18 protein-coding genes are annotated in these 19,554 nt (G+C 42.9%); 4 read left to right on the forward strand and 14 right to left on the reverse strand.

Annotated features, from left to right (window positions below; genetic code table 11):
* The first annotated feature begins 67 nt into the window (after positions 1-67).
* The gene (gene ribF, locus ACR63T_RS10905; RefSeq protein ID WP_472784009.1) at positions 68-1,147 is read left to right on the forward strand and encodes a riboflavin biosynthesis protein RibF; all 1,080 of its coding nucleotides are present in this window, start codon (positions 68-70) and stop codon (positions 1,145-1,147) included.
* 95 nt (positions 1,148-1,242) lie between these two features.
* On the opposite strand, the gene ACR63T_RS10910 is transcribed toward ribF, so the two are convergent.
* The 4 genes from ACR63T_RS10910 to ACR63T_RS10925 form a co-directional block, all read right to left on the reverse strand.
* Complete coding sequence (locus ACR63T_RS10910; protein ID WP_201570022.1) at positions 1,243-1,482, reverse strand: DUF2789 family protein; 240 nt, start codon at positions 1,480-1,482, stop codon at positions 1,243-1,245.
* A 237-nt stretch (positions 1,483-1,719) separates the two neighbouring features.
* Positions 1,720-2,703 (reverse strand): malate dehydrogenase, encoded by a 984-nt coding sequence (locus tag ACR63T_RS10915; protein ID WP_305898814.1) that lies wholly within the window; start codon positions 2,701-2,703, stop codon positions 1,720-1,722.
* A 270-nt stretch (positions 2,704-2,973) separates the two neighbouring features.
* Entirely contained in the window at positions 2,974-3,750 is a 777-nt protein-coding gene (locus ACR63T_RS10920) for a T2 family ribonuclease (protein ID WP_472784010.1), read from the reverse strand.
* Positions 3,751-3,987: 237 nt separating this feature from the next.
* Positions 3,988-6,006, reverse strand: coding sequence for a lytic transglycosylase domain-containing protein (locus ACR63T_RS10925; RefSeq protein ID WP_472785271.1), 2,019 nt, complete (start codon positions 6,004-6,006; stop codon positions 3,988-3,990).
* 576 nt (positions 6,007-6,582) lie between these two features.
* Here ACR63T_RS10925 and miaB point away from each other — a divergent pair.
* Positions 6,583-8,073, forward strand: coding sequence for a tRNA (N6-isopentenyl adenosine(37)-C2)-methylthiotransferase MiaB (gene miaB, locus ACR63T_RS10930; RefSeq protein ID WP_472784011.1), 1,491 nt, complete (start codon positions 6,583-6,585; stop codon positions 8,071-8,073).
* A gap of 89 nt (positions 8,074-8,162) precedes the next feature.
* On the opposite strand, the gene ACR63T_RS10935 is transcribed toward miaB, so the two are convergent.
* From ACR63T_RS10935 to ACR63T_RS10960, 6 genes are all read right to left on the reverse strand, one after another.
* The gene (locus ACR63T_RS10935) at positions 8,163-8,408 is read right to left on the reverse strand and encodes a hypothetical protein (protein WP_472784012.1); all 246 of its coding nucleotides are present in this window, start codon (positions 8,406-8,408) and stop codon (positions 8,163-8,165) included.
* A gap of 147 nt (positions 8,409-8,555) precedes the next feature.
* Complete coding sequence (locus ACR63T_RS10940) at positions 8,556-9,770, reverse strand: RtcB family protein (protein ID WP_472784013.1); 1,215 nt, start codon at positions 9,768-9,770, stop codon at positions 8,556-8,558.
* A gap of 693 nt (positions 9,771-10,463) precedes the next feature.
* On the reverse strand, positions 10,464-11,210 hold the full coding sequence (locus ACR63T_RS10945) for a LysE family translocator (protein ID WP_472784014.1): 747 nt from the start codon (positions 11,208-11,210) through the stop codon (positions 10,464-10,466).
* 154 nt (positions 11,211-11,364) lie between these two features.
* On the reverse strand, positions 11,365-12,600 hold the full coding sequence (gene argE, locus ACR63T_RS10950) for an acetylornithine deacetylase (protein ID WP_472784015.1): 1,236 nt from the start codon (positions 12,598-12,600) through the stop codon (positions 11,365-11,367).
* Between the two features lie 55 nt (positions 12,601-12,655).
* A complete protein-coding gene (locus ACR63T_RS10955) occupies positions 12,656-13,138 on the reverse strand; it encodes a nucleoside deaminase (protein WP_472784016.1) in 483 nt (160 codons plus the stop codon).
* Positions 13,139-13,187: 49 nt separating this feature from the next.
* On the reverse strand, positions 13,188-13,865 hold the full coding sequence (locus ACR63T_RS10960) for a UPF0149 family protein (protein WP_305898822.1): 678 nt from the start codon (positions 13,863-13,865) through the stop codon (positions 13,188-13,190).
* Between the two features lie 232 nt (positions 13,866-14,097).
* Between ACR63T_RS10960 and ACR63T_RS10965 the strand changes: the two genes are divergently transcribed.
* Both ACR63T_RS10965 and ACR63T_RS10970 read left to right on the forward strand, forming a co-directional pair.
* Positions 14,098-14,538, forward strand: a complete 441-nt coding sequence (locus ACR63T_RS10965) for a hypothetical protein (protein WP_472784017.1) — start codon at positions 14,098-14,100, stop codon at positions 14,536-14,538.
* Between the two features lie 66 nt (positions 14,539-14,604).
* Positions 14,605-15,105 carry a cell division protein ZapA gene (locus ACR63T_RS10970; RefSeq protein WP_472784018.1) on the forward strand — a complete coding sequence of 167 codons (501 nt, stop codon included), beginning with the start codon at positions 14,605-14,607 and terminating at the stop codon, positions 15,103-15,105.
* Between the two features lie 44 nt (positions 15,106-15,149).
* Here the strand turns inward: ACR63T_RS10970 and ACR63T_RS10975 are convergent, their stop codons facing one another.
* The 4 genes from ACR63T_RS10975 to ACR63T_RS10990 all read right to left on the reverse strand — a co-directional run bounded on the left by ACR63T_RS10975 (position 15,150) and on the right by ACR63T_RS10990 (position 19,316).
* Positions 15,150-15,410, reverse strand: a complete 261-nt coding sequence (locus tag ACR63T_RS10975) for a hypothetical protein (protein WP_305898825.1) — start codon at positions 15,408-15,410, stop codon at positions 15,150-15,152.
* Positions 15,411-15,756: 346 nt separating this feature from the next.
* Positions 15,757-17,850, reverse strand: a complete 2,094-nt coding sequence (glyS, locus tag ACR63T_RS10980; protein ID WP_472784019.1) for a glycine--tRNA ligase subunit beta — start codon at positions 17,848-17,850, stop codon at positions 15,757-15,759.
* 9 nt (positions 17,851-17,859) lie between these two features.
* Positions 17,860-18,873 carry a glycine--tRNA ligase subunit alpha gene (gene glyQ, locus ACR63T_RS10985; RefSeq protein WP_305898827.1) on the reverse strand — a complete coding sequence of 338 codons (1,014 nt, stop codon included), beginning with the start codon at positions 18,871-18,873 and terminating at the stop codon, positions 17,860-17,862.
* A gap of 287 nt (positions 18,874-19,160) precedes the next feature.
* The gene (locus ACR63T_RS10990; RefSeq protein WP_472785272.1) at positions 19,161-19,316 is read right to left on the reverse strand and encodes a PspC domain-containing protein; all 156 of its coding nucleotides are present in this window, start codon (positions 19,314-19,316) and stop codon (positions 19,161-19,163) included.
* Between the last annotated feature and the right edge of the window lie 238 nt (positions 19,317-19,554).

Raw genomic sequence — 19,554 nt, forward strand, 5'->3', positions numbered from 1 at the left:
TCGATATTTTATTATTCGCTTTTATTCAGATACTTTTTATATAAACACTTAGCATAGCTGCCAATTTATGAATACCTACTTTCTTGAGCCATTAATTAGCGCCTCGAACGCGGCGCAAACAGACAGCAGTATACAAATTCTGCCGCCTTGTGTACTGACTATCGGTAATTTTGATGGGGTGCATTTAGGACATCAAGCGATGCTAGCGCAAGTGCACGCTTTAGCTGATGAGCTAAATATAAACTCAGCAGTGATGATATTTGAGCCACAGCCAAGGGAGTTTTTTGCACCACAAAAAGCGCCTGCTCGCTTGACCAATTTAGCAGAAAAACAGGCACTACTAGCAGAATATGGCATTGAAAATTTAGTAGTAGCCAGCTTTGATAGTGAGTTTCGTGCCTTAAGTGCTAAAGAGTTTGCTGATAAATTAGCGCTACAGCTCAACGTGCAAGCGTTAGTGTTAGGCGATGACTTTCGCTTTGGTCACGACCGCACAGGTGATAGTCAGTTTTTGCGTGATTATGGCTTACAAGTGACTACTCTAGATACCGTTACTGATACTGTAGACAATAGTAGTCATAGTAACAATCAGGATAACAGTGTTGAGAGAATTAGCTCAACCCGTGTCCGTAATTTGCTATTAGCGGGTGATATAGAGGCAGCCAATCAGCTATTAGGCCGTGATTACATGATCACAGGGGCCGTAGTACGTGGCGATCAGATCGGTCGTACCATGGACTTTCCGACCGCTAATATTGATTTGGCACGCATTAAGCCTGCGCTGCATGGTATTTTTGCCGTCGATGTCGTGGCGCTTGATGATGATGGTCAAGTGATAGCTAATGGGCTTGATTCATTAGCGGTTGATGGCAAACAGGGAATTACAGGTTTGCGTGCGCATAGCTTATTTGGTACGGCTAATATTGGCACTAGACCTTCGGTAGATAAACCCCATGAATGGCGTCTAGAAGTGCATTTCCCGCAGCTGCAAGCCGATCTTTATGGCAAAACCCTACAAGTGCGCTTTTTGCACTTTTTACATGGTGAACGTCATTATGATGGTCTGCAAGCCCTAAAATCAGGTATTCATAATGATGTGGCGGATCTATTAGCTTGGCGAGAACAACAGCTTGATCAGAAATTTTGAGATTATCATCTTAAGACTGATTAAACTTAAAAACCCATGACATTTGCGGCCATGGGTTTCTTGCATTCAATATAGTTAAATTAATCTAAAACCAATTATGCTGTCGGATGCATACGTACATTCAATTCATCAATGATCTCAACCCATACTGCATCTCTTTTCCACTCTTCTTGCAAGAACATACGCTGCTTGTCACTCCAAATCTTGGCATTGACTAATTCTTCGTCCGCAGATAATTTGTTTGCTTCAATAAAATTATCAATAGCTTCATCTGAGCTATCTAATCCTAGCTGCGCAAATAAATCATTAATACTATAATTCGGCTCACCTAACATAGTGTCTCTCCTTAATGTTGTTATTAACTTTATCGTTTAAATTTTAATCTTTACAAATAAACCTCAATGCTTAAATACTTACTCAGTGTAGCAAGCTGACTTTTAAATGCTGTTATCCATCGTTATTAATTGTGTTAACAACAGGTTTTATACTGCAATGGTAATAATAATTTATAGCACAAAAAAAGCCCTACTATAACTAGTAAGGCTTTTTTCATACGCTATACAATAATCAGCTTATGGCAGCAAATGCGATACAGCATCACGCTCTTCGCTAAGCTCTTGCTCTGTAGCTGCCATCTTCTCTTTTGAGAAGTCAGAAGTTACATCAACGCCTTCAACGATAGACCAGTCACCGTCTTTACAAGTACAAGGGAATGAGTAGATCAAGCCCTTAGCGATACCATATTCGCCGTTTGAGTAGACACCCATAGATACCCAATCATCGCCTTCAGTACCCATTACCCACGTACGTACATGTGCAATAGCAGCGTTAGCAGCAGAAGCTGCAGATGAGGCGCCACGTGCTTTAATGATTGCCGCACCACGTTTTTGTACTTCTGGGATATAAGTGTTTTCGTACCAATCACGATCTACTAAATCTAACGCAGGCTTACCGTTGACTGTACAAGCGGTTAGGTCAGGATACTGAGTCGATGAATGGTTGCCCCAGATGATCATCTTTTTCACATCATTAACGGTGCTTTCAGTCTTTTCAGCTAACTGCGCTATACCGCGGTTATGATCTAAACGAGTCATTGCCGTAAAGTTACGTGGATCTAAATCTGGTGCGTTACGCTGAGCAATAACCGCATTTGTGTTTGCAGGATTACCTACAACTAACACTTTTACATCACGGCTTGCAACGTCATTCAAGGCTTTGCCTTGTGCTGAGAAAATCGCCGCGTTGGCTTCTAATAAGTCTTTACGCTCCATACCTGGGCCACGTGGACGTGAGCCTACTAATAAAGCATATTCGACATCTTTAAATGCAACTTTAGCATCATCAGTCTGAACAATATCTGTCAATAAAGGGAATGCACAGTCTTGTAGTTCCATAACCACACCCTTTAGGGCGTCAAGTGCTGGGGTAATTTCAAGCAAATTTAAAATAACTGGCTGATCTTTACCTAGCATCTCACCTGAGGCAATACGGAATAACATTGCATAACTGATATTACCAGCGGCACCGGTCACGGCAACACGTATAGGCTGTTTCATAAAATACTCCCTAATTGATTATTAGATATCTTTTTAAATAGCAACGCTTTTAAATAGCCATTCTCTAAATCAAAATTTCTCACAATGATTTTGGATGACAACTCTTGACCACCCTTTGATGGGCTAATTTACATAACATCAATTGCAAATCGCAGCTAGTGTAGCACCTCAAATGCTGCATCGTCTAGGGACATCATGGGGCTTAATACAGATGATATTGTTACATTTTAATTGTTAACTATTAAAAGTAGTGAAATATATTACCGAGCGCTACTTGCCACCTGAGATTATAAAGTTGCTACCGCAATTATTTACGGGTTGACTACAACTACTAAACTGGCTGCCCTCATAGCAAATATGTACATCAGTCAATATAGGCTGGCGACGATTGCCATCTTGGCAAATCAAATCGAGACTTGATGATGACATTCCACTATTAAGGCGAGTCATCTGTCCGATAAAACGAGATTTAGACACTGTATAGCTGTTACCAGTATTGAGCTCACTAGGGAGCTTTAAATCACCTGCAAGGCTTACAATTTGACGGAAATAGCTGTTAGCACTAAACGGGCTACAAGCGCCATAGCGTTGCCATGCTTGGCTGCGCACGGCATTATCTGGCATGATACGATTGACCACTTTTAATTGTAATGGCGTCAAATCAGGTTCACTACCCCGCCCACAGCGAGTGCCATAACCCAAATTCAGACCTGACACTGTCAGTGAATAACCCTCTAGACATTGACGCATACGCGCACGCGTCGGTTGCAGCTTACATAGCGCAGGGGTCATCTCAATCATCAGAACGCGCTGACCCGACTTAGCCACGCTAGCAGCCTGTGCTGGCATCGCCATAAATGCAGATATAGATAATAGACTGACTACCCGACTTGCTGTATGAAATGCTGAATACTGTTGCTGTAAGCATCGAGGTTTTTTAGTAAAGCACAGACACGCTTGTCTAACCAGCTGACGATCAGTGGCTATATATCTCAGCGCTGCTCTACACTTTGGCAACGTCGGCAATTTTGGATATTTATTTGTCATAAGTAATAAAACGGTCAAAGGTTATTAAACAATGGCAATAGTCTTATGTAGCAATACTTGGAATAAGCATAGTTACTATTATCATGTTAACAAAACGCTTTTTTTTATATATAGCAAAATCGTAAGCTTACTAACAAATAACGACTAAATATCTTTATAAGCTTAGCCCATCACAACAAAGCCATTAGCAAATAATCGCTAATGGCTTTGTTAGATCTTAATATCATACTGACTAAGTTAAAAAGCGGCTGGAATAGTACCCATACGCTGAGTGATAGGCTGAGGACGACCTAACAAACTACTATAGACAGTGGCGTTTTCCATCACATGCTTGACATAATTACGAGTCTCAGGATAGGCGATTGACTCAACATATTGATCAGCATCTAGCGTGCCATAAACGGGCTGCCAGCGTTTGGCTTTATTAGGACCTGCGTTGTACCCTGCTGTTGCTAGTACTGGCTGATAGTTAAGCTTCGCTAGGATATCGCTCATATACCACGTGCCGTAACGAATATTGGTATCACCGCTATTAGCATTACTTGAGCTATAGGATTCACCAAGCTTACGAGCGATGTATTTTGCCGTATCGGGCATAATCTGCATCAAGCCACTAGCCCCAACACCTGAGCGGGCATTAGTCACAAAACGGCTCTCTTGGCGCATAATGCCGTAGGCCCACGCAGGATCAATACCGGCTGACTGGCTATAACGAACTACTTGCGATTGGTGCGGCATCGGATGCGATAGCGCCAAGCTGCTCGCTCTATCAGTGTTATCTGCGGCATAAACCGCACGATCTAGCCAGCCCATATCATGAGCTTGCAAGGCGGCGGCAATAACCAAATTGTCATCACGATTATCACGCGCAACTTTTACTGCCCAGTTCCATTCGCGATTGGCATAGGCACGGCTGGCATCACCATTATACAAGGCAAAGGCGCGAGCAAAGTTGGGGTCTTGCATAGCGCGATTGCGATCAGCACCGCTGACATTCGGTAGATTACTACCTCCCAAGCTACTGACATCAAAACGCTGACCGACTTTGTCTTTTGCCATCAAGCCGTAGTATTCATTACTCTTAGCTAAGTTTTGATACATTCTCTTCGCAGTGCTCTTTTTATTATTATCACCTGATTGCTCGTAAGCGCGCGCTAGCCAATACTGCCATTGATTATCCTTTTGGGTCTCAGCATCCATCTTAGCGATCGCTTGGGCCACATCATCCCAGCGGCTAAAACGAATAGCGGCCATAGCATAATCTTCGGCTTCTTCAAAATTAAAGTCAGCGTCTAAGCTATTACGGAACCAGTCTACCGCCTCGCTATTGAACCCATCATCAGTATTATGACCCATGCGCTCTACACCAAGAATACGATAGGCATAGCGGCGTGTGTCATCATCTAGTAAACGCGTAGCGCGCTGGTTGTCTTGTTTAACATCAAAGTCCAGCTGTATAGCAGCCTCACGATAAGACTTATCTGCCAAACGCCCCATCGCATACAAATACAAGTATTGATTCATCTGGCTATTAGGCTGCATACCAAAACGACTAAAAAACGAGGTCGGACTTAATTGAATTTCACTAAGCGCTGAATAAGGAATTGAAACCCCTAGACGTGAAGACAACGACATTATATCGCCCGTTTTGCCTTTACGTAGCATACGCTTGAGACGTGCCACGCGATCTTGATTGCTAATAAGCGCATTATTATTCATCTCGCTCGCTAGCTGCTCGCATAATGCAGGTTGCTTAAGCGTTTTGAGCCAAACGTCAGATTTGGCCGCCATAGCACGCATAGTATCGCCACCATTATTGAACCCGAGGGCAATCGCACAGCGCTCACTAGCATCAGCATTAGTAATCAGGTTTGCCACTTGACGTACCGCTGCATAATCGCCTGAAGCCGCTTTGGTCTCGGCAAAGTCAGCGGCTAGCTTTTCTGCCATAACGGTATTAGGGTATTGACGGACAAACTGTGAAACGCTAGCAGCGCTTTGAGAGCCTATATCCAAATTCATGCGCCAATATGTTGGATACATCGCAAACAAACCACCGCTCATCTGCTGCTCATAACCATAAAGCGCACTAGTATCACCGCGATTTTCCGCTTGGGCAGCGGCATTAAAGGCGCTGACACTACTGTCTTGGTTATAGCTATTGCCTGACTGATAGCCAGTCTCTCCTTGATAGCTCTCATTATCGCCCCATGTCAGCTCCGCACAAGCCACTTGCGATAACCCAAGCGCACTCATTGCCGTAGCTAAGCTCAACGCACTCACTCTTAAAGTACTGGCATTAAAACGCTTATCAAAACGCTTAGTGAACGTGTCACTTTTTTGCAAAGTATTAGGCTGGTGCTGCTTTGGCATACGGACTCTCTTTATAATATATAATGATCAATGATTCGGTATAGATAACTTAATATAGATAGCGCTATAAAATTTTATAAGCTGCTCAGGCGCTTATCATACTATATTAATTTCACTTACCACTATCCCCTTTACCTTTCATCAATAAAGAGGACAGTGGCGAGCAACACAACCGTGATAGGACTGACAACACTTAGATAAATCGTGCTATTCATAGCGATAGTGTTGTGACAATTACTAACAGTCAAAACAAAGCAATGGTTTTGAAGCGTTATGATTGTTTTAACTTTTAATGAGATTAACAGTTAGATAAGCAATTGATACTATTGTAATTAATTTATCATGATTGTCGCTGTCAGTCTAAGCTTCTTTTTCACTTTATCAGCCAATTATGATAAAATGCGTCACCATTAATGGCCTGTTGCCGCTATATTTGTTTATTAATCATGGATCTTCTTTATGAGTGTTACTGTATTTAATCCGCGCACCAATGATAATGCAGATACCGCACCTGCTGTCTCTACAGTCGTAGCGCCCTCTTTCATGGAAATATCAGAACCAGCTTCAGCGACAGCGCCAACCAGCAAAAAAGTTTTTATCGCCACGCAAGGCTGTCAGATGAACGTCTATGATTCTGATAAAATGCTCGACGTGCTTGGCGATTCGCACGGTATGCAGGTCACTCATAATATCGATGAAGCTGACGTACTCTTGATGAATACCTGCTCAATCCGCGAAAAAGCTCAGGAAAAGGTGTTTTCTGAGCTTGGACGCTGGCGTAAGCTTAAAGAGAAACGTCCTGATCTAGTGATTGGTGTAGGCGGCTGCGTGGCATCGCAAGAAGGCGATAACATTCAAAAGCGCGCGCCTTATGTCGATATGGTCTTTGGCCCGCAAACTTTGCATCGCCTGCCAGAATTGTACGACCAGTCCAATGAGCAAAAGGACATCGCGCCCAAGAATCGCATCGGTACGATGGATATCTCCTTCCCTAGCATTGAAAAATTTGACTTTTTACCTGAGCCAAAAGTTGACGGGTTTAAAGCCTTTGTTTCTATTATGGAAGGCTGCTCAAAGTATTGCTCGTTTTGTGTCGTGCCTTATACGCGCGGTGAAGAATTATCACGTCCACTCGATGATGTATTGGCTGAGATCGATAGTCTTGCCATGCAGGGTGTACGCGAGATTAACCTATTAGGTCAAAACGTCAATGGCTATCGCGGCGAAAAAGACGACGGTAGCATTTGCCATTTTGCTGAGCTACTGCATTATGTCTCGCATGTCGATGGTGTTGAGCGCATTCGTTATACCACCAGCCATCCGCTAGAATTTACCGATGATATTATCGATGCTTATGCGCAGCTACCAGAGCTAGTCTCGCACTTGCATCTACCTGTGCAAAGTGGATCGAACGCGATACTGGCGGCTATGAAACGCAATCATACTATCGATGTCTACACCACTCAAATTGAAAAACTCAAAGCGGTGCGTCCTGATATTCATTTATCGAGCGACTTTATTATCGGCTTCCCTGGTGAGACCGATCAAGACTTTCAGGATACGCTTAATTTAGCAAAAGACTTAAACTTCGATCATTCTTATAGCTTTATTTACTCTAAGCGTCCCGGCACGCCAGCCGCAGAATTGCCTGATGATGTCAGCTTTAAAACTAAAAAAGCGCGCTTAGCTGAATTTCAAAAAGTAATTATCGACTCTACTCTACAGAAGTCGCATGAGATGGTTGGAACTACTACACGCGTCTTAGTCGAGCAAGTCGCTAATCGTCATCCTGATTGCTTAATCGGTACGGCTGATAATACCCGTACCGTGATGTTCCCATATGACGAAGATAAAATGGCTGAGCTACTGGGCAAAATCGTTAGCGTACGCGTGACTGATTTTGTCAGTCCGCATATGGTTAAGGGCGAGTTAGTTGAGGTTTTGGCTTAAAACTTTAGAAGAAATTTAAGGTAATAAAGAAAGCCGTTCGCTATTAGATAGTGAACGGCTTTTTCGGTAAATATTAAAATTAGTTATCATTACTCTGATAACCAATCCGTTTGACGCAATCGCTGCTTAGTCTCGCGACGGCGTTTTTTGCGGACGATATCGATATCCTCTTTTTCGTGAATACCGCCTTTTCTTAACAACGGATCTAGCGCCAAATAATTGCGTGGTTTGACAGCGCCCAACGTTTGCTGACTTGCATTATTATCGGCATCATTTTTCTGTTCTAACTGGCGCTCAATTTGTTTAGCTTTTTTTAGAGTTTGTTCTAAGCTCATTTTTTTATCCTAATTTTCTATTTTTAATCAGTTCTCTTACCATTTTTATTCACGTATGGATAATTCATAAATTTCTCCTAAGTCTTTATATGTGAAGAGCTTTGCTTTAACTGAATAACAAAGCTCAGAACACAATTTGAAATGCTATTAACCTTTGATACACATCACTTGCTTGAGCGTATGCACCACTTCAATCAAGTCCGTCTGATTAGCCATTACCTCGTCGATATCCTTGTACGCGCTAGGTATTTCATCGATGACACCTTTGTCTTTGCGACATTCAACGCCATCGGTTTGCGCCTTTAATTCATCGATGGTAAAGGCACGCATCGCCTTGCCTCGGCTCATCTTGCGCCCTGCCCCATGGGAGCAAGAACAGAACGATTCACTATCACCAAGTCCACGCACGATAAACGACTTGGCGCCCATTGAGCCGGGGATAATCCCTAACTCGCCTGCATAAGCGCTGATTGCGCCTTTGCGCGTGACATAGACTTGCTCACCAAAATGCACCTCTTCATTGACATAGTTATGATGGCAATTAATCGCCTCTTTGGTTAATTGAAACCTAGGCAAACCTACTTGTGGTGACTGCAAAGCCTTAATGACCAAACGCATCATCTCGCGGCGGTTTTCTAGTGCGTAATCTTGCGCCCACTCGACCGCTTCGAGGTAATCGTCAAAACTGTTCGAGCCTGCAGCAAAGTAAGACAGATCACGATCAGGCACATGACCAAAGCGCGATTGACGCTCTTTTTTGGCAAGGTTAATAAAGTACTGTCCGATGCAATTACCGATGCCGCGACTACCAGAATGTAGCATAACCCAGACATCGTTGTTCTCATCTAAACACAACTCGATAAAGTGATTACCACCGCCCAGCGTGCCGATTTGCTTGGCCCACGTGCGCTCAAACCCTCGGAGCATCTTGAGCAAACCTGGATGCTTGTCAGTGATAGGCTTGAGGCGTTTCGCAAGCGGGTCAAGGGTCGAGGTTTTGGCTTGAATTTGCTTATGCATATTAAAACCGACAGGCACTTGCTGCTCAACCGCCAAGCGTACTGTTTTTAAGCTATCAGGTAAGTCACTTGCCGTCAGTGACAAGCGCACTGCATTCATACCGCAGCCAATATCGACCCCAACGGCTGCTGGGATAATGGCAGATTTGGTCGGAATCACGCTGCCGACCGTCGCGCCTTTACCGACATGCACATCAGGCATAACTGCGATGTGGGAATGCACAAACTCAAGCTGTGCTAAATTGCGCAACTGCTGTAAAGCGCCTTGCTCGACATCCGTGGTATAAATTTTGACAGGGACGCCGTGTTTGCCACTTTTATTTAATACTAATTGAATACTCATTCAGTAATATTCCATTTTTCGTTGTTATTTTTATTTGATTATCTTTTATTAAAATAAAGACATAACTTCTCTGTCCTAATTTAATAAGAATTTTTATATTTAATAAAATTTAGACAATAAAATACCATTATCTTTATTTAAGCCAAATAAATGACATCAATAAAAATATAAATTATTTTGATGAGTTTCAAAGAATAGAATAACTAAAGAGATGACGCTATTTCATATAACTGAGTAATTACGACACAACAAAATAGGCTGTCGATAATACTCAATACCGTATTTAAGAGAGCGCTTACTACTATTGAGTAAAGCGAGTCTACTATGCAGTTAACTTTATAGAGAGTGCTTAGAATAGATAGCTAAGGGTAGCCAAACCTCTGGAAGTCATTACTGCTGTCATTTGCTTAGTACATTCAATCTTTAAAAACATCGTATTATTGGAATGGGACATAGTAATTCCTCCGTCAGTTATGGCTAATGGTCAAAGGTTGACCCTAGCAGATTAGATAAGATGTGTTATAGCAAAGCACTATAACCTTGTCGAATAATAATAACGCTTTAAAAATTAAAGTCAATATTTATTTTTAACTATCTCATAAATATATAATATATTTTTAAATTCATATTATACACTTAAAACTACCTCAAATTTTATGCATGTTCATAAAATCAATGTTCAACTATTTATTATTAACTTATAAAATGACTAATCACTTCGAATAATAATGCCGCTGCAATTAACATAAAAATAACACCACACATTCTATTGAGCCAAGCCAAACGGTTGCCAATATCGAGCCAACCCGCCAGATTTTTGCCACCAAGGGTATAGATAATTTGCCAAATAGTTTCGCTTAAGAATAGCCCTACAGTGAGCAATATGTATTGCGGCCAAAGCGGCGCGCTAAAATTAATAAATTTAGGAAAAAAAGCGGCAAAGAATAAAATAGCCTTTGGATTAGACAGTGATACCCAAACGCCCGTACGAAACAAAACCATATTGCTAGAACTAGATTTAGTCGCCGCGCTGGATAAACTACGGGGTTTAGGGTGCGACTGAGAGCTGTAGACAGCACTATCTTTTGCTTGGTCCAAATAATCCGCAGCGACCTCTGCACTCATTTCGCGAGCATCCTCCATCAAGCTACTATCACCACTATCACGCCATGAGCTTATCCCTAAATAAATAAGGTATATCGCACCGACTGTCTTGATAACCTCTAACAACCAAGGCTGTTGGCGACTGATAACATCCAGTCCTAGTAGCGTAGATAGAAGCAGCATAAATAGCCCAAGGCTTAGACCTGCTAGCGTCCATATAGTACGCTTAACCCCATAATTCATGCCATATTGAAACGCCAACAGCATATTAGGACCTGGCGTTGCCGATATAAAAAATGTGCTAGCAAAGAACACTGCAAATAGATGCCAAGACATCGACGAACCCCTAGTTTATTGATTAAAAATACTATAAATATAAAAAAGTAAACACCGCCATAATGACGGTGTATTTCACAGCAATAACTCTATCTAAAACACTTGGCGTAAGGTGGGTTAGCTCAAGCGTAACACACCGATTCCAAAGTACAAATCAATCAACTATACAACTCTCTAGCAAACGTTGCAGGAAAACATCGCAGCGCTCAAGCTCACTAAGCGCAACATACTCATCGGCTTTATGGGCTTGCTCAATACTACCTGGACCGCAGATGATCGTTGGAATACCTGCACCAGTAAACTGCCCGCCCTCAGTGGCATAAGCGACTTTATGACGCTTGTCATCGTCAACCAATGCAGCTATCAATTTTTGCAGCTCATCATTGGTATTATCAGTCATGGCAGGCACGCTCTCTAGATGCTGTAGCTCAATACCTGTATCGGCCGAGCGCGCTTGCATCTGTGCGTTCAGCTCAGCGATTCTACTTTGAATAGGCGTCAATATATCGTCTTGCGTCATATGCGGCAGATTACGATAATCAAAGGTAAACTCGCATAGATTCGGGACAATATTAGTTGCCGTGCCGCCTTGTATTGTACCGACTGATAGCGTCGAGTACGGCACATCAAACAGCGCATCGCTATCATCACGATGGCTTAATTGCTCAGCCAAATCATCGACAAAGCCGATCATTTTGCTAGCATAACTTATGGCATTGACGCCTTGAGTAGTCAATGATGAATGAGCAGACTTGCCATGGACGCGACAACGATATACCGCAATGCCTTTATGCGCCACCACCATTGTCATCAAAGTTGGCTCGCCCACGATACAGTAATCAGGCTGGATACCACGCGCAGCCAAATCAGCCAAGATGAGTGGCGCGCCCAGGCAGCCTACCTCTTCATCAAATGATAAAGCCAAATGAATAGGACGTTTTAACTTACCAGCCTTAGACAGCTCAACAGCTTGAGGTAATAGCATTAATGCACAAGCGATAAAGCCTTTCATGTCGCATGATCCGCGCCCATAAAGCTTGTCACCACGAATAGTAGCGGTAAACGGATCAGAGCTCCAATCTTGCCCATCGACAGGTACGACATCGGTATGACCCGATAGCACCAGCCCGCCATTTACCACATCGGCATTTTTACCTGCTGGTACGGTGACGAATAGATTGGCTTTATCTTGCGCTGCATTAAAAGTTAAATCGACTGCTAAGCCTAACTGCTCACAATAAGCCTGCACATCTTTAATCAAGGCTAGATTTGAATGACGACTCACGGTGTCAAAGCCAATCAAACGCGTCAGCCAGTCGATACTGTTTTGAGGATAATTTTTCATATCATTGCATAGGTTTTCTTCAATTTTACTAGTTGTTACAGCCATTGGACGTCCCTTTTAACTTATCAAATCTAACAAACATAAGTAGTGCTTAGACTCACTAATTTCGCTTTTGAGCGCGTATTTGCAACGCTTTAACTTGTTCATCTAAGCCTGCAATCGGCCCTTCAACTGGTATATTAGGTGCAACTTCTTGGATAGATAAACTACTAATTGGTGAGCTCGATGTTGCGCCAATCTCCGCCATCCACTCGCCTAACTGCTTAGAGGAGCTGATATAGACGATACGTCCAAGACCTGCCCAAGCATGCGCCGCCGAGCACATCGCACAGTGCTCACCTGAGGTATAAACCGTCGCTTGCGTACGAGCATCGGCAGTCATATTTTGCGCCGCCCAGCGCGCCACCGCAATCTCTGGATGATAAGTGGCATCGACCGTATTAGCACGATTACGATCCTCATTCATCACTGTGCCATCAGCGTCCACCAGTACGCTACCAAAAGGCTCATCGCCTGCTGCTAAAGCTTCGGCTGCCAGCTCAATACAGCGCTGCAAATGCTTTTTATCCTTATCGTTTAGCATTTTATACTCCCACTTATGATTATCTACGTCCATACTGTAATAGCCAATATTAAGACGGATTATGCTGATTCATAACATCTAACACAGGCGGTATAGATTTTGGCTTATTATTTGGCTTACCATTAGCGACTTGACTTTCTGCTTGCTGCTCTTTGGCCGTTTTGGCATCGATGGCTAGGCCTGCAATCAACGCGATATCTTTTACAGGTTTGCGGGTGCGGGTAGCAAAGCTGACAGGAACCATACGCGCGAACTCATAAATATGCAGGTAGGACTCCTCGCCACCCTCAAAATCTTCTTCATCTTCTAGTCTAATAGCGCCAATCTTTGCCAAATCAGTCAGCATTTCATTCTCTTCAGCCGTCAAACGACAATCGGTAATGCCAAAGCCGGTCATAAAACCATTCGCCCACTGTTTCAGTGCCATTACGCGCTCGTATAAATCATGTTCATCATCAGGAACCAAGGGCGTAAAGGCATAAGCATCGTCTTTATCTTTGAGCTGAAATACGGTGTCCTCAGCCTCTTCCGTCAATAGCGTCAAGGCAGGCTCTGGCAGCGGCGCAAAGCTTAGCTCCTCAAGTACTCTCGCCCAGCCTTCACTATCTGGCGCATCACAAGCCGTCATAAGGCCTGTCATCAGTCCATGCAACTCACTGATGCTCACATCCGTCCACTCTTCAAAGACTGTTAACCAAGTATTCCAGCCTGAAATGTTATCATTCATAAAATTATCCTAATTATTATTAATTACCCAATAGTGACTACTAAAAGTCGCCAAAAAACACTTATAACAAATAAGCTATCTGCTATATAAAGTATTATTGGCAATATAGAGGGCTGTGAGTTTGTTGATGAATTACGGTGTTGATATAGCTATTATGCGGTCACCTATGGCATTATTAAACGGATAACTATAAATTCATTCACACCCTACTGGTTAAGGATAGAAACTGACTATGTATGAACACCTAAAAGTCTTAGAAAAAATGGTACTCAATATCAAAAAGCAGTATCAGCTGGTCAGTGATGAGCTAAATACCCTCAAACAAAAGCCTAATACTGATCCAAAAGAGCTATCCGCGCTAAAGGCTAAGCTTGATACTAGCTTTGCTGAACGTGATGCCAGTAAAAAACAACTCAATGATCTGGATAATCGCTATCAAAGCCTAGCTGAAGCTCATCATATGATAGGTGAAGAGCAAGACAAGCTGCACACTCAATTGGCTGATTTGCAGCAAAAAAATAAAGATTTGCAACAGAAAAATGAGTCACTTGCTCAACAAAATGGTGAGCTACAGCAGCAAAATCATGACTTGCAAGAAAAAAACCAACTGGCGGCTGAACGTACTCAAGTGGTGCTCCAGCGTCTAACCCGTATCGATCAGATGGAGAGTTAAGCTTAGATTAACAACTACTGACTTAACTTTATTCCCATTATATTTTAAAACACTGTAGGATTTTTTATGACTGATAATACTTTTGACGATAAAAAAATGCCGCCGACAAAAACTGTGGCATCAGATCAAACTAAGGCTAATGAGCCAAAAACAGATAATGCTAATAAGTCAGCGTCTACTACAAGCTCGGCTACTAATGCTTTAGCGAGTAAAAATAAAGCTGATAACAAAGCTAATAGCAGTGCCACTTCTAAAACAGCACCAAAGCCTGAAGCGGCAATGAAAAAAGTCGATATCGCCATCGCTGGAGTCAATTATAGCGTATTTTGCCCTGCCAATGAGGAGAGCGAATTACGAGAAGCTGTCTACTATATCAACGACTTTACGGTCAATATCAAGCGAGAGTCGCCAAATCTAAAGCAAGAAAATCTATTGGTATTAGCGTGCTTAAACTTATATGAAAAGATTCATGCCAATAATAAAATGGATGTCACACGTAAGCAAGATTCTGATCAAACCGAAGCTTTATTAAATAAAGTAATAGCGGACGCTCAGTCTATATTATAAATAGTATTTGCTAAGCTTAAAGTGCTCTCCAGTGAATAATGCGCTTAGGGCTGATAGCTCCTACCTGCATGAAAGTCGGCTTGATGCTCATAATTGCAGAAAAACAGCGTATTATCTGCCCTATCATTAGTATCCGCGTCAATGATAGTAGACTCAGGTACTATAGCATTGGTCTCTAGTACTCCGCGATATTCGGCTAAGCTGTGACCACAAAAGTCGCAATGACGCGGCTCTGTCACATCGCCTTTTTGCGGCATCATACTCCTAGGCGCACGCGGGTACATGACTTTATAAAAGAGCCACATGCAGATCCAGACTATGATAATTATAATAACAACAGCAAACACGGCAATGCTCCTTTGAATACCTGTTAACGATTATGACCATAGCTTAAAGTTTACTGTAAATTGACCTATCAGCACAATTATTAGCTCAAATAAAACCATTTGCTATAAAAAACGGCGCGGCCTTGATGATAAGTAGCAGCGCCATTTTTTATGCTCTGCAATGTGAGCTATCAGAGTCAGTGAGTGTAGCTAGCTTATACCATTCCCAAAAATTAGAGTGGCGCGGCAAACTTGTGCAAGTAATACATCTAGTAGACTTAGCAAGTTTAACAATGTCAATCGTACTCTTTGGTTTTGGTATTATTTATAATTGTAGCTCACTAATATCAGCCACAGTTAAGAATAATGCACGTACTTGTTTGAGCAGTGCTAAGCGATTGCCTTTGAGTGCAGCATCTTCACTATTCACCATCACATCATCAAAAAATTGCGTCAGTGGCTCATCTAGACTCGCAAGCTTTTGCAAGATTTGGGTGTAATCAGCCTCTTTAAGTAAAGGCGCTAATGCTGCCTGTGCTTGGTTCACTGCACGATACAGCTGTTGCTCGGCAGGCTCAGACAATAGCGACTCATCGATATTATCAGCCACTTGCGCCTCAGACTTAGCCAAAATATTAGCCACACGCTTATTAGAGTCGGCCAGCTTAGAGGCTTGCGGCAATTCACTAAAGGCTTGCACCGCGCGAATACGCTGATCAAAATCTAGCGGCATGTGCGGATTAATCGCTTGTACTGCCTGAATAGTATCGACACTGACACCCTGCTCAGTGTACATCGCCCGATAGCGTGAATTCAAAAAGGTGATGACTTGAGTAAAGGTATCACCCATCTTGATAGTGGCATCATTATCAGCGCTAGAGTAATTCTTAATCGCCTGCTCAACGAGTGCTACTAAGTTAATGGGCAGCTGCTTCTCTATTAAAATGCGTAGAATACCAATGGCTGAGCGACGTAAACTAAACGGATCTTTTGAGCCTGTTGGCGCTTGGTCGATAGCAAAAATACCTACTAGCGTGTCCAAACGGTCTGCCAGTGCCAGACAGATACCAATTGGCGTTTGTGGTAGCACATCACCACTGAACTTGGGCAGATACTGCTCTTGCAAGCTGGCAGCAACGGCTTCAGGCTCATTATTTAAGCGGGCATAATAAGTACCTGCAATCCCTTGCAACTCAGGATATTCGCCGACTAGCGAGCTTGCTAAGTCAGCCTTGGACAGTATAGCTGCGCGTACGGTCTCATCGATATCGATCTGCACACCTTGCTCTAGCATGAGGGTCGCGATAAAAGCAGCTAGCTTGGCAATACGCTCGGACTTTTGCCAGATAGTGCCTAACTTATCTTGAAATACTCGTGTCTTGAGGCTCTCAGTTAATGCAAATAAAGGCTGTTTTTGATCTTGCAGGAAGAAAAACTCTGCATCAGCTAAACGAGGACGGACGACTTTCTCATTACCTTCAACAATTTGGTTGGGGTCTTTGGATTCGATATTAGTTATAAATATAAAGTACGGTAGCAGCTTGCCTTGTTTGTCGGTCAAGCAAAAATACTTTTGATCGGCTTGCATAGTTGAGATTAGTGCCTCTTGTGGCACTTGCAAAAACCGCGGCTCAAAACTTGCGCGCAATGCAATAGGGAAATCAACTAGCGCGGTCACTTCATCGAGCAACTCTTGTGGCACGATTGCCTTTGCATTCACCTGATCGGCTAAAGTTTTTACTTGATTATTAATCAGCGTTCTACGCTTATCAAAATTCGCAATAACTTTTAAGCTTTGCAGCAGCGACTCGTAATTATCGGCATGGTCAATAGCGTGATAATCAGGGCTATGAAAACGATGACCGCGCGTTTGAGTGCCTGTTTGCTGACCTTGAATCGTCGCTTCAACGAGCTGGTCATCTTGCATCAAGACCGCCCACTGTACGGGACGCACGAACTCCTCTCTTGAGCTGCCCGAACGCATACGCTTGGCAATCGGCAGATTATCCAACACGGTTTGCAATATCTGTGGTAGTAGCTCAGTGACCGCTTGCCCGTGAATGGTTTGCTCGTAGCCGACGTAATCGCCTTTATCCGTGTTGATAGTGATAAGCTCACTTGGATCAATACCTAAACCCTTGGCGAAACCAATGGCGGCGCGGCTTGGATTACCCTCCGCGTCAAATGCCGCTTTTATCGCAGGTCCACGCTTTTGCTCGCTACGATCAGGCTGCTTTTCACTGATACCTTGAATTTGTAGTGCCAAGCGACGCGGCGCGGCAAAGGCTCTGATGCTCTCGAAGCTAATGTCAGCATTTTTTAACTGATCCGTAACGCTGGTTTGTAGCGCATCACGTAGGGGTTTTAGACTTTTTGGCGGCAGCTCTTCACACCCCAACTCAAACAAAATCGTACTCATGGGATGCTCCTATTTATCGTTGTTGTTTTTGGCAGGTTTGTTATCATTATTTTGTTTATCAGCTTGCTCATCAGCTTTTGGCAAGTACTTATCCAAAGCGGCTTGGCGATGTTCATCATCGGCTAGTGGGAAGCCAAGCTTAGCGCGCGCCTCGACATAGCCTAATGCGACTTTACGCGCTAGTGTACGTACTCGCAGAATAAAACGCTGACGTTCGGTAACTGATATCGCGCCACGCGCATCCAATAAGTTAAAGGCATGTGAGGCTTTTAGCACCATCTCATAAGCAGGCAGTGGTAAACCCTCAGCCACTAACTTATCAGCTTGCGCCTCATAAAAGTCAAAAAACTCGCTCATCTTCGGTACATCAGCGTGTTCAAAGTTATAGGTTGACTGCTCAACTTCATTTTGATGAAACACATCGCCATAAGTGACTCGCCCAAATTCACCATCCGCCCAGACTAGATCATAAACGCTATCGACGCCTTGCACATACATTGCCAAGCGCTCAAGACCATAAGTAATCTCACCCGTTACTGGGAAGCACTCAATACCACCGACTTGCTGGAAATACGTAAACTGGGTGACTTCCATACCGTTAAGCCAAATCTCCCAACCTAAACCCCACGCACCAAGCGTCGGCGACTCCCAGTTGTCTTCTACAAATCGTATATCATGTATCAGCGGATCAATGCCGATCGCCCTCAATGAGTCCAAATACAGCTCTTGAATATTAGGCGGATTAGGCTTGAGTACCACTTGAAACTGATAATAGTGCTGCAAGCGATTCGGGTTATCACCATAGCGCCCATCTGTTGGACGGCGTGAAGGCTGTACATAAGCGGCGTTCCAGCGCTCAGGACCTAAAGAGCGCAAGAAGGTTGCGGTATGAAAAGTACCTGCACCGACCTCCATGTCATAAGGCTGCAAGACTACGCAGCCCTTGGAAGCCCAGTAATTTTGTAGCGTTAAGATCAAGTCTTGAAAGGTTAAAGTTTGAGAGTTTATAGCTTGGGAAGTCATAGGAAAATCGCTGTGGAATGAATAGAGTGAGACAAAGCTTGAATCAACATTATTAAAAACTATTTAGCTCTGTATGGCTAAGTATTGGTTTAACTGCCTACCTTACTAAAAAATGGCTATTTTAGCTATATTTACCCTAACTAATTTTTACGAAGGCAGCAAAAAAATACCCAAATGAATAAACATTTGGGTAGGAGGAAAAGTGTAATACAGTATCCTGTTTGAACAGGCTTTTTGTTTTTGGTGAAGCTTTTTTCTAAAACGTTAACTTTGCTTATAAGACACGACTATTGATAAGATTGACTAGTCGCTTTGGGCATGACGAACCACAATACGATATAAATTAAGATACCTGGAACTGCCGCACTTAACGATGATATCACCACAAATAAAATTCGAACCCAAAACGGTGACCATCCCACGTATTCTGCAATACCACCCATAACCCCTGCTAAAATACGATTGTTCCTTGAGCGATGTAACTTTGCTAACTTGTTTGAAGAGTTGGTCAAATTTATACTCCTATCGGTTCTGCTTAACTTACGACTAAGTATAGCAACTTATGCTTAATTATCTGTTGATAGTGTAGGCATGCTTTGTGAATTTATGCTAACTAAAGTTGCTCTACCCTGTCATTATCGCTTGTAAGCTGCTGATTTTAAATAGTTATTTCAAAATGTT

The sequence above is a fragment of the Psychrobacter sp. M17(2026) genome, from assembly GCF_055699815.1.

What these genes read in the sequence shown, in the direction of transcription:
- ribF (WP_472784009.1), top strand. Translation starts at nt 68, where the DNA reads ATGAATACCTACTTTCTTGAGCCATTAATTAGCGCCTCGAACGCGGCG.
- ACR63T_RS10910 (WP_201570022.1), bottom strand. Translation starts at nt 1,482, where the DNA reads ATGTTAGGTGAGCCGAATTATAGTATTAATGATTTATTTGCGCAGCTA.
- ACR63T_RS10915 (WP_305898814.1), bottom strand. Translation starts at nt 2,703, where the DNA reads ATGAAACAGCCTATACGTGTTGCCGTGACCGGTGCCGCTGGTAATATC.
- ACR63T_RS10920 (WP_472784010.1), bottom strand. Translation starts at nt 3,750, where the DNA reads ATGACAAATAAATATCCAAAATTGCCGACGTTGCCAAAGTGTAGAGCA.
- ACR63T_RS10925 (WP_472785271.1), bottom strand. Translation starts at nt 6,006, where the DNA reads ATGAGTGCGCTTGGGTTATCGCAAGTGGCTTGTGCGGAGCTGACATGG.
- miaB (WP_472784011.1), top strand. Translation starts at nt 6,583, where the DNA reads ATGAGTGTTACTGTATTTAATCCGCGCACCAATGATAATGCAGATACC.
- ACR63T_RS10935 (WP_472784012.1), bottom strand. Translation starts at nt 8,408, where the DNA reads ATGAGCTTAGAACAAACTCTAAAAAAAGCTAAACAAATTGAGCGCCAG.
- ACR63T_RS10940 (WP_472784013.1), bottom strand. Translation starts at nt 9,770, where the DNA reads ATGAGTATTCAATTAGTATTAAATAAAAGTGGCAAACACGGCGTCCCT.
- ACR63T_RS10945 (WP_472784014.1), bottom strand. Translation starts at nt 11,210, where the DNA reads ATGTCTTGGCATCTATTTGCAGTGTTCTTTGCTAGCACATTTTTTATA.
- argE (WP_472784015.1), bottom strand. Translation starts at nt 12,600, where the DNA reads ATGGCTGTAACAACTAGTAAAATTGAAGAAAACCTATGCAATGATATG.
- ACR63T_RS10955 (WP_472784016.1), bottom strand. Translation starts at nt 13,138, where the DNA reads ATGCTAAACGATAAGGATAAAAAGCATTTGCAGCGCTGTATTGAGCTG.
- ACR63T_RS10960 (WP_305898822.1), bottom strand. Translation starts at nt 13,865, where the DNA reads ATGAATGATAACATTTCAGGCTGGAATACTTGGTTAACAGTCTTTGAA.
- ACR63T_RS10965 (WP_472784017.1), top strand. Translation starts at nt 14,098, where the DNA reads ATGTATGAACACCTAAAAGTCTTAGAAAAAATGGTACTCAATATCAAA.
- ACR63T_RS10970 (WP_472784018.1), top strand. Translation starts at nt 14,605, where the DNA reads ATGACTGATAATACTTTTGACGATAAAAAAATGCCGCCGACAAAAACT.
- ACR63T_RS10975 (WP_305898825.1), bottom strand. Translation starts at nt 15,410, where the DNA reads ATGTGGCTCTTTTATAAAGTCATGTACCCGCGTGCGCCTAGGAGTATG.
- glyS (WP_472784019.1), bottom strand. Translation starts at nt 17,850, where the DNA reads ATGAGTACGATTTTGTTTGAGTTGGGGTGTGAAGAGCTGCCGCCAAAA.
- glyQ (WP_305898827.1), bottom strand. Translation starts at nt 18,873, where the DNA reads ATGACTTCCCAAGCTATAAACTCTCAAACTTTAACCTTTCAAGACTTG.
- ACR63T_RS10990 (WP_472785272.1), bottom strand. Translation starts at nt 19,316, where the DNA reads ATGGGTGGTATTGCAGAATACGTGGGATGGTCACCGTTTTGGGTTCGA.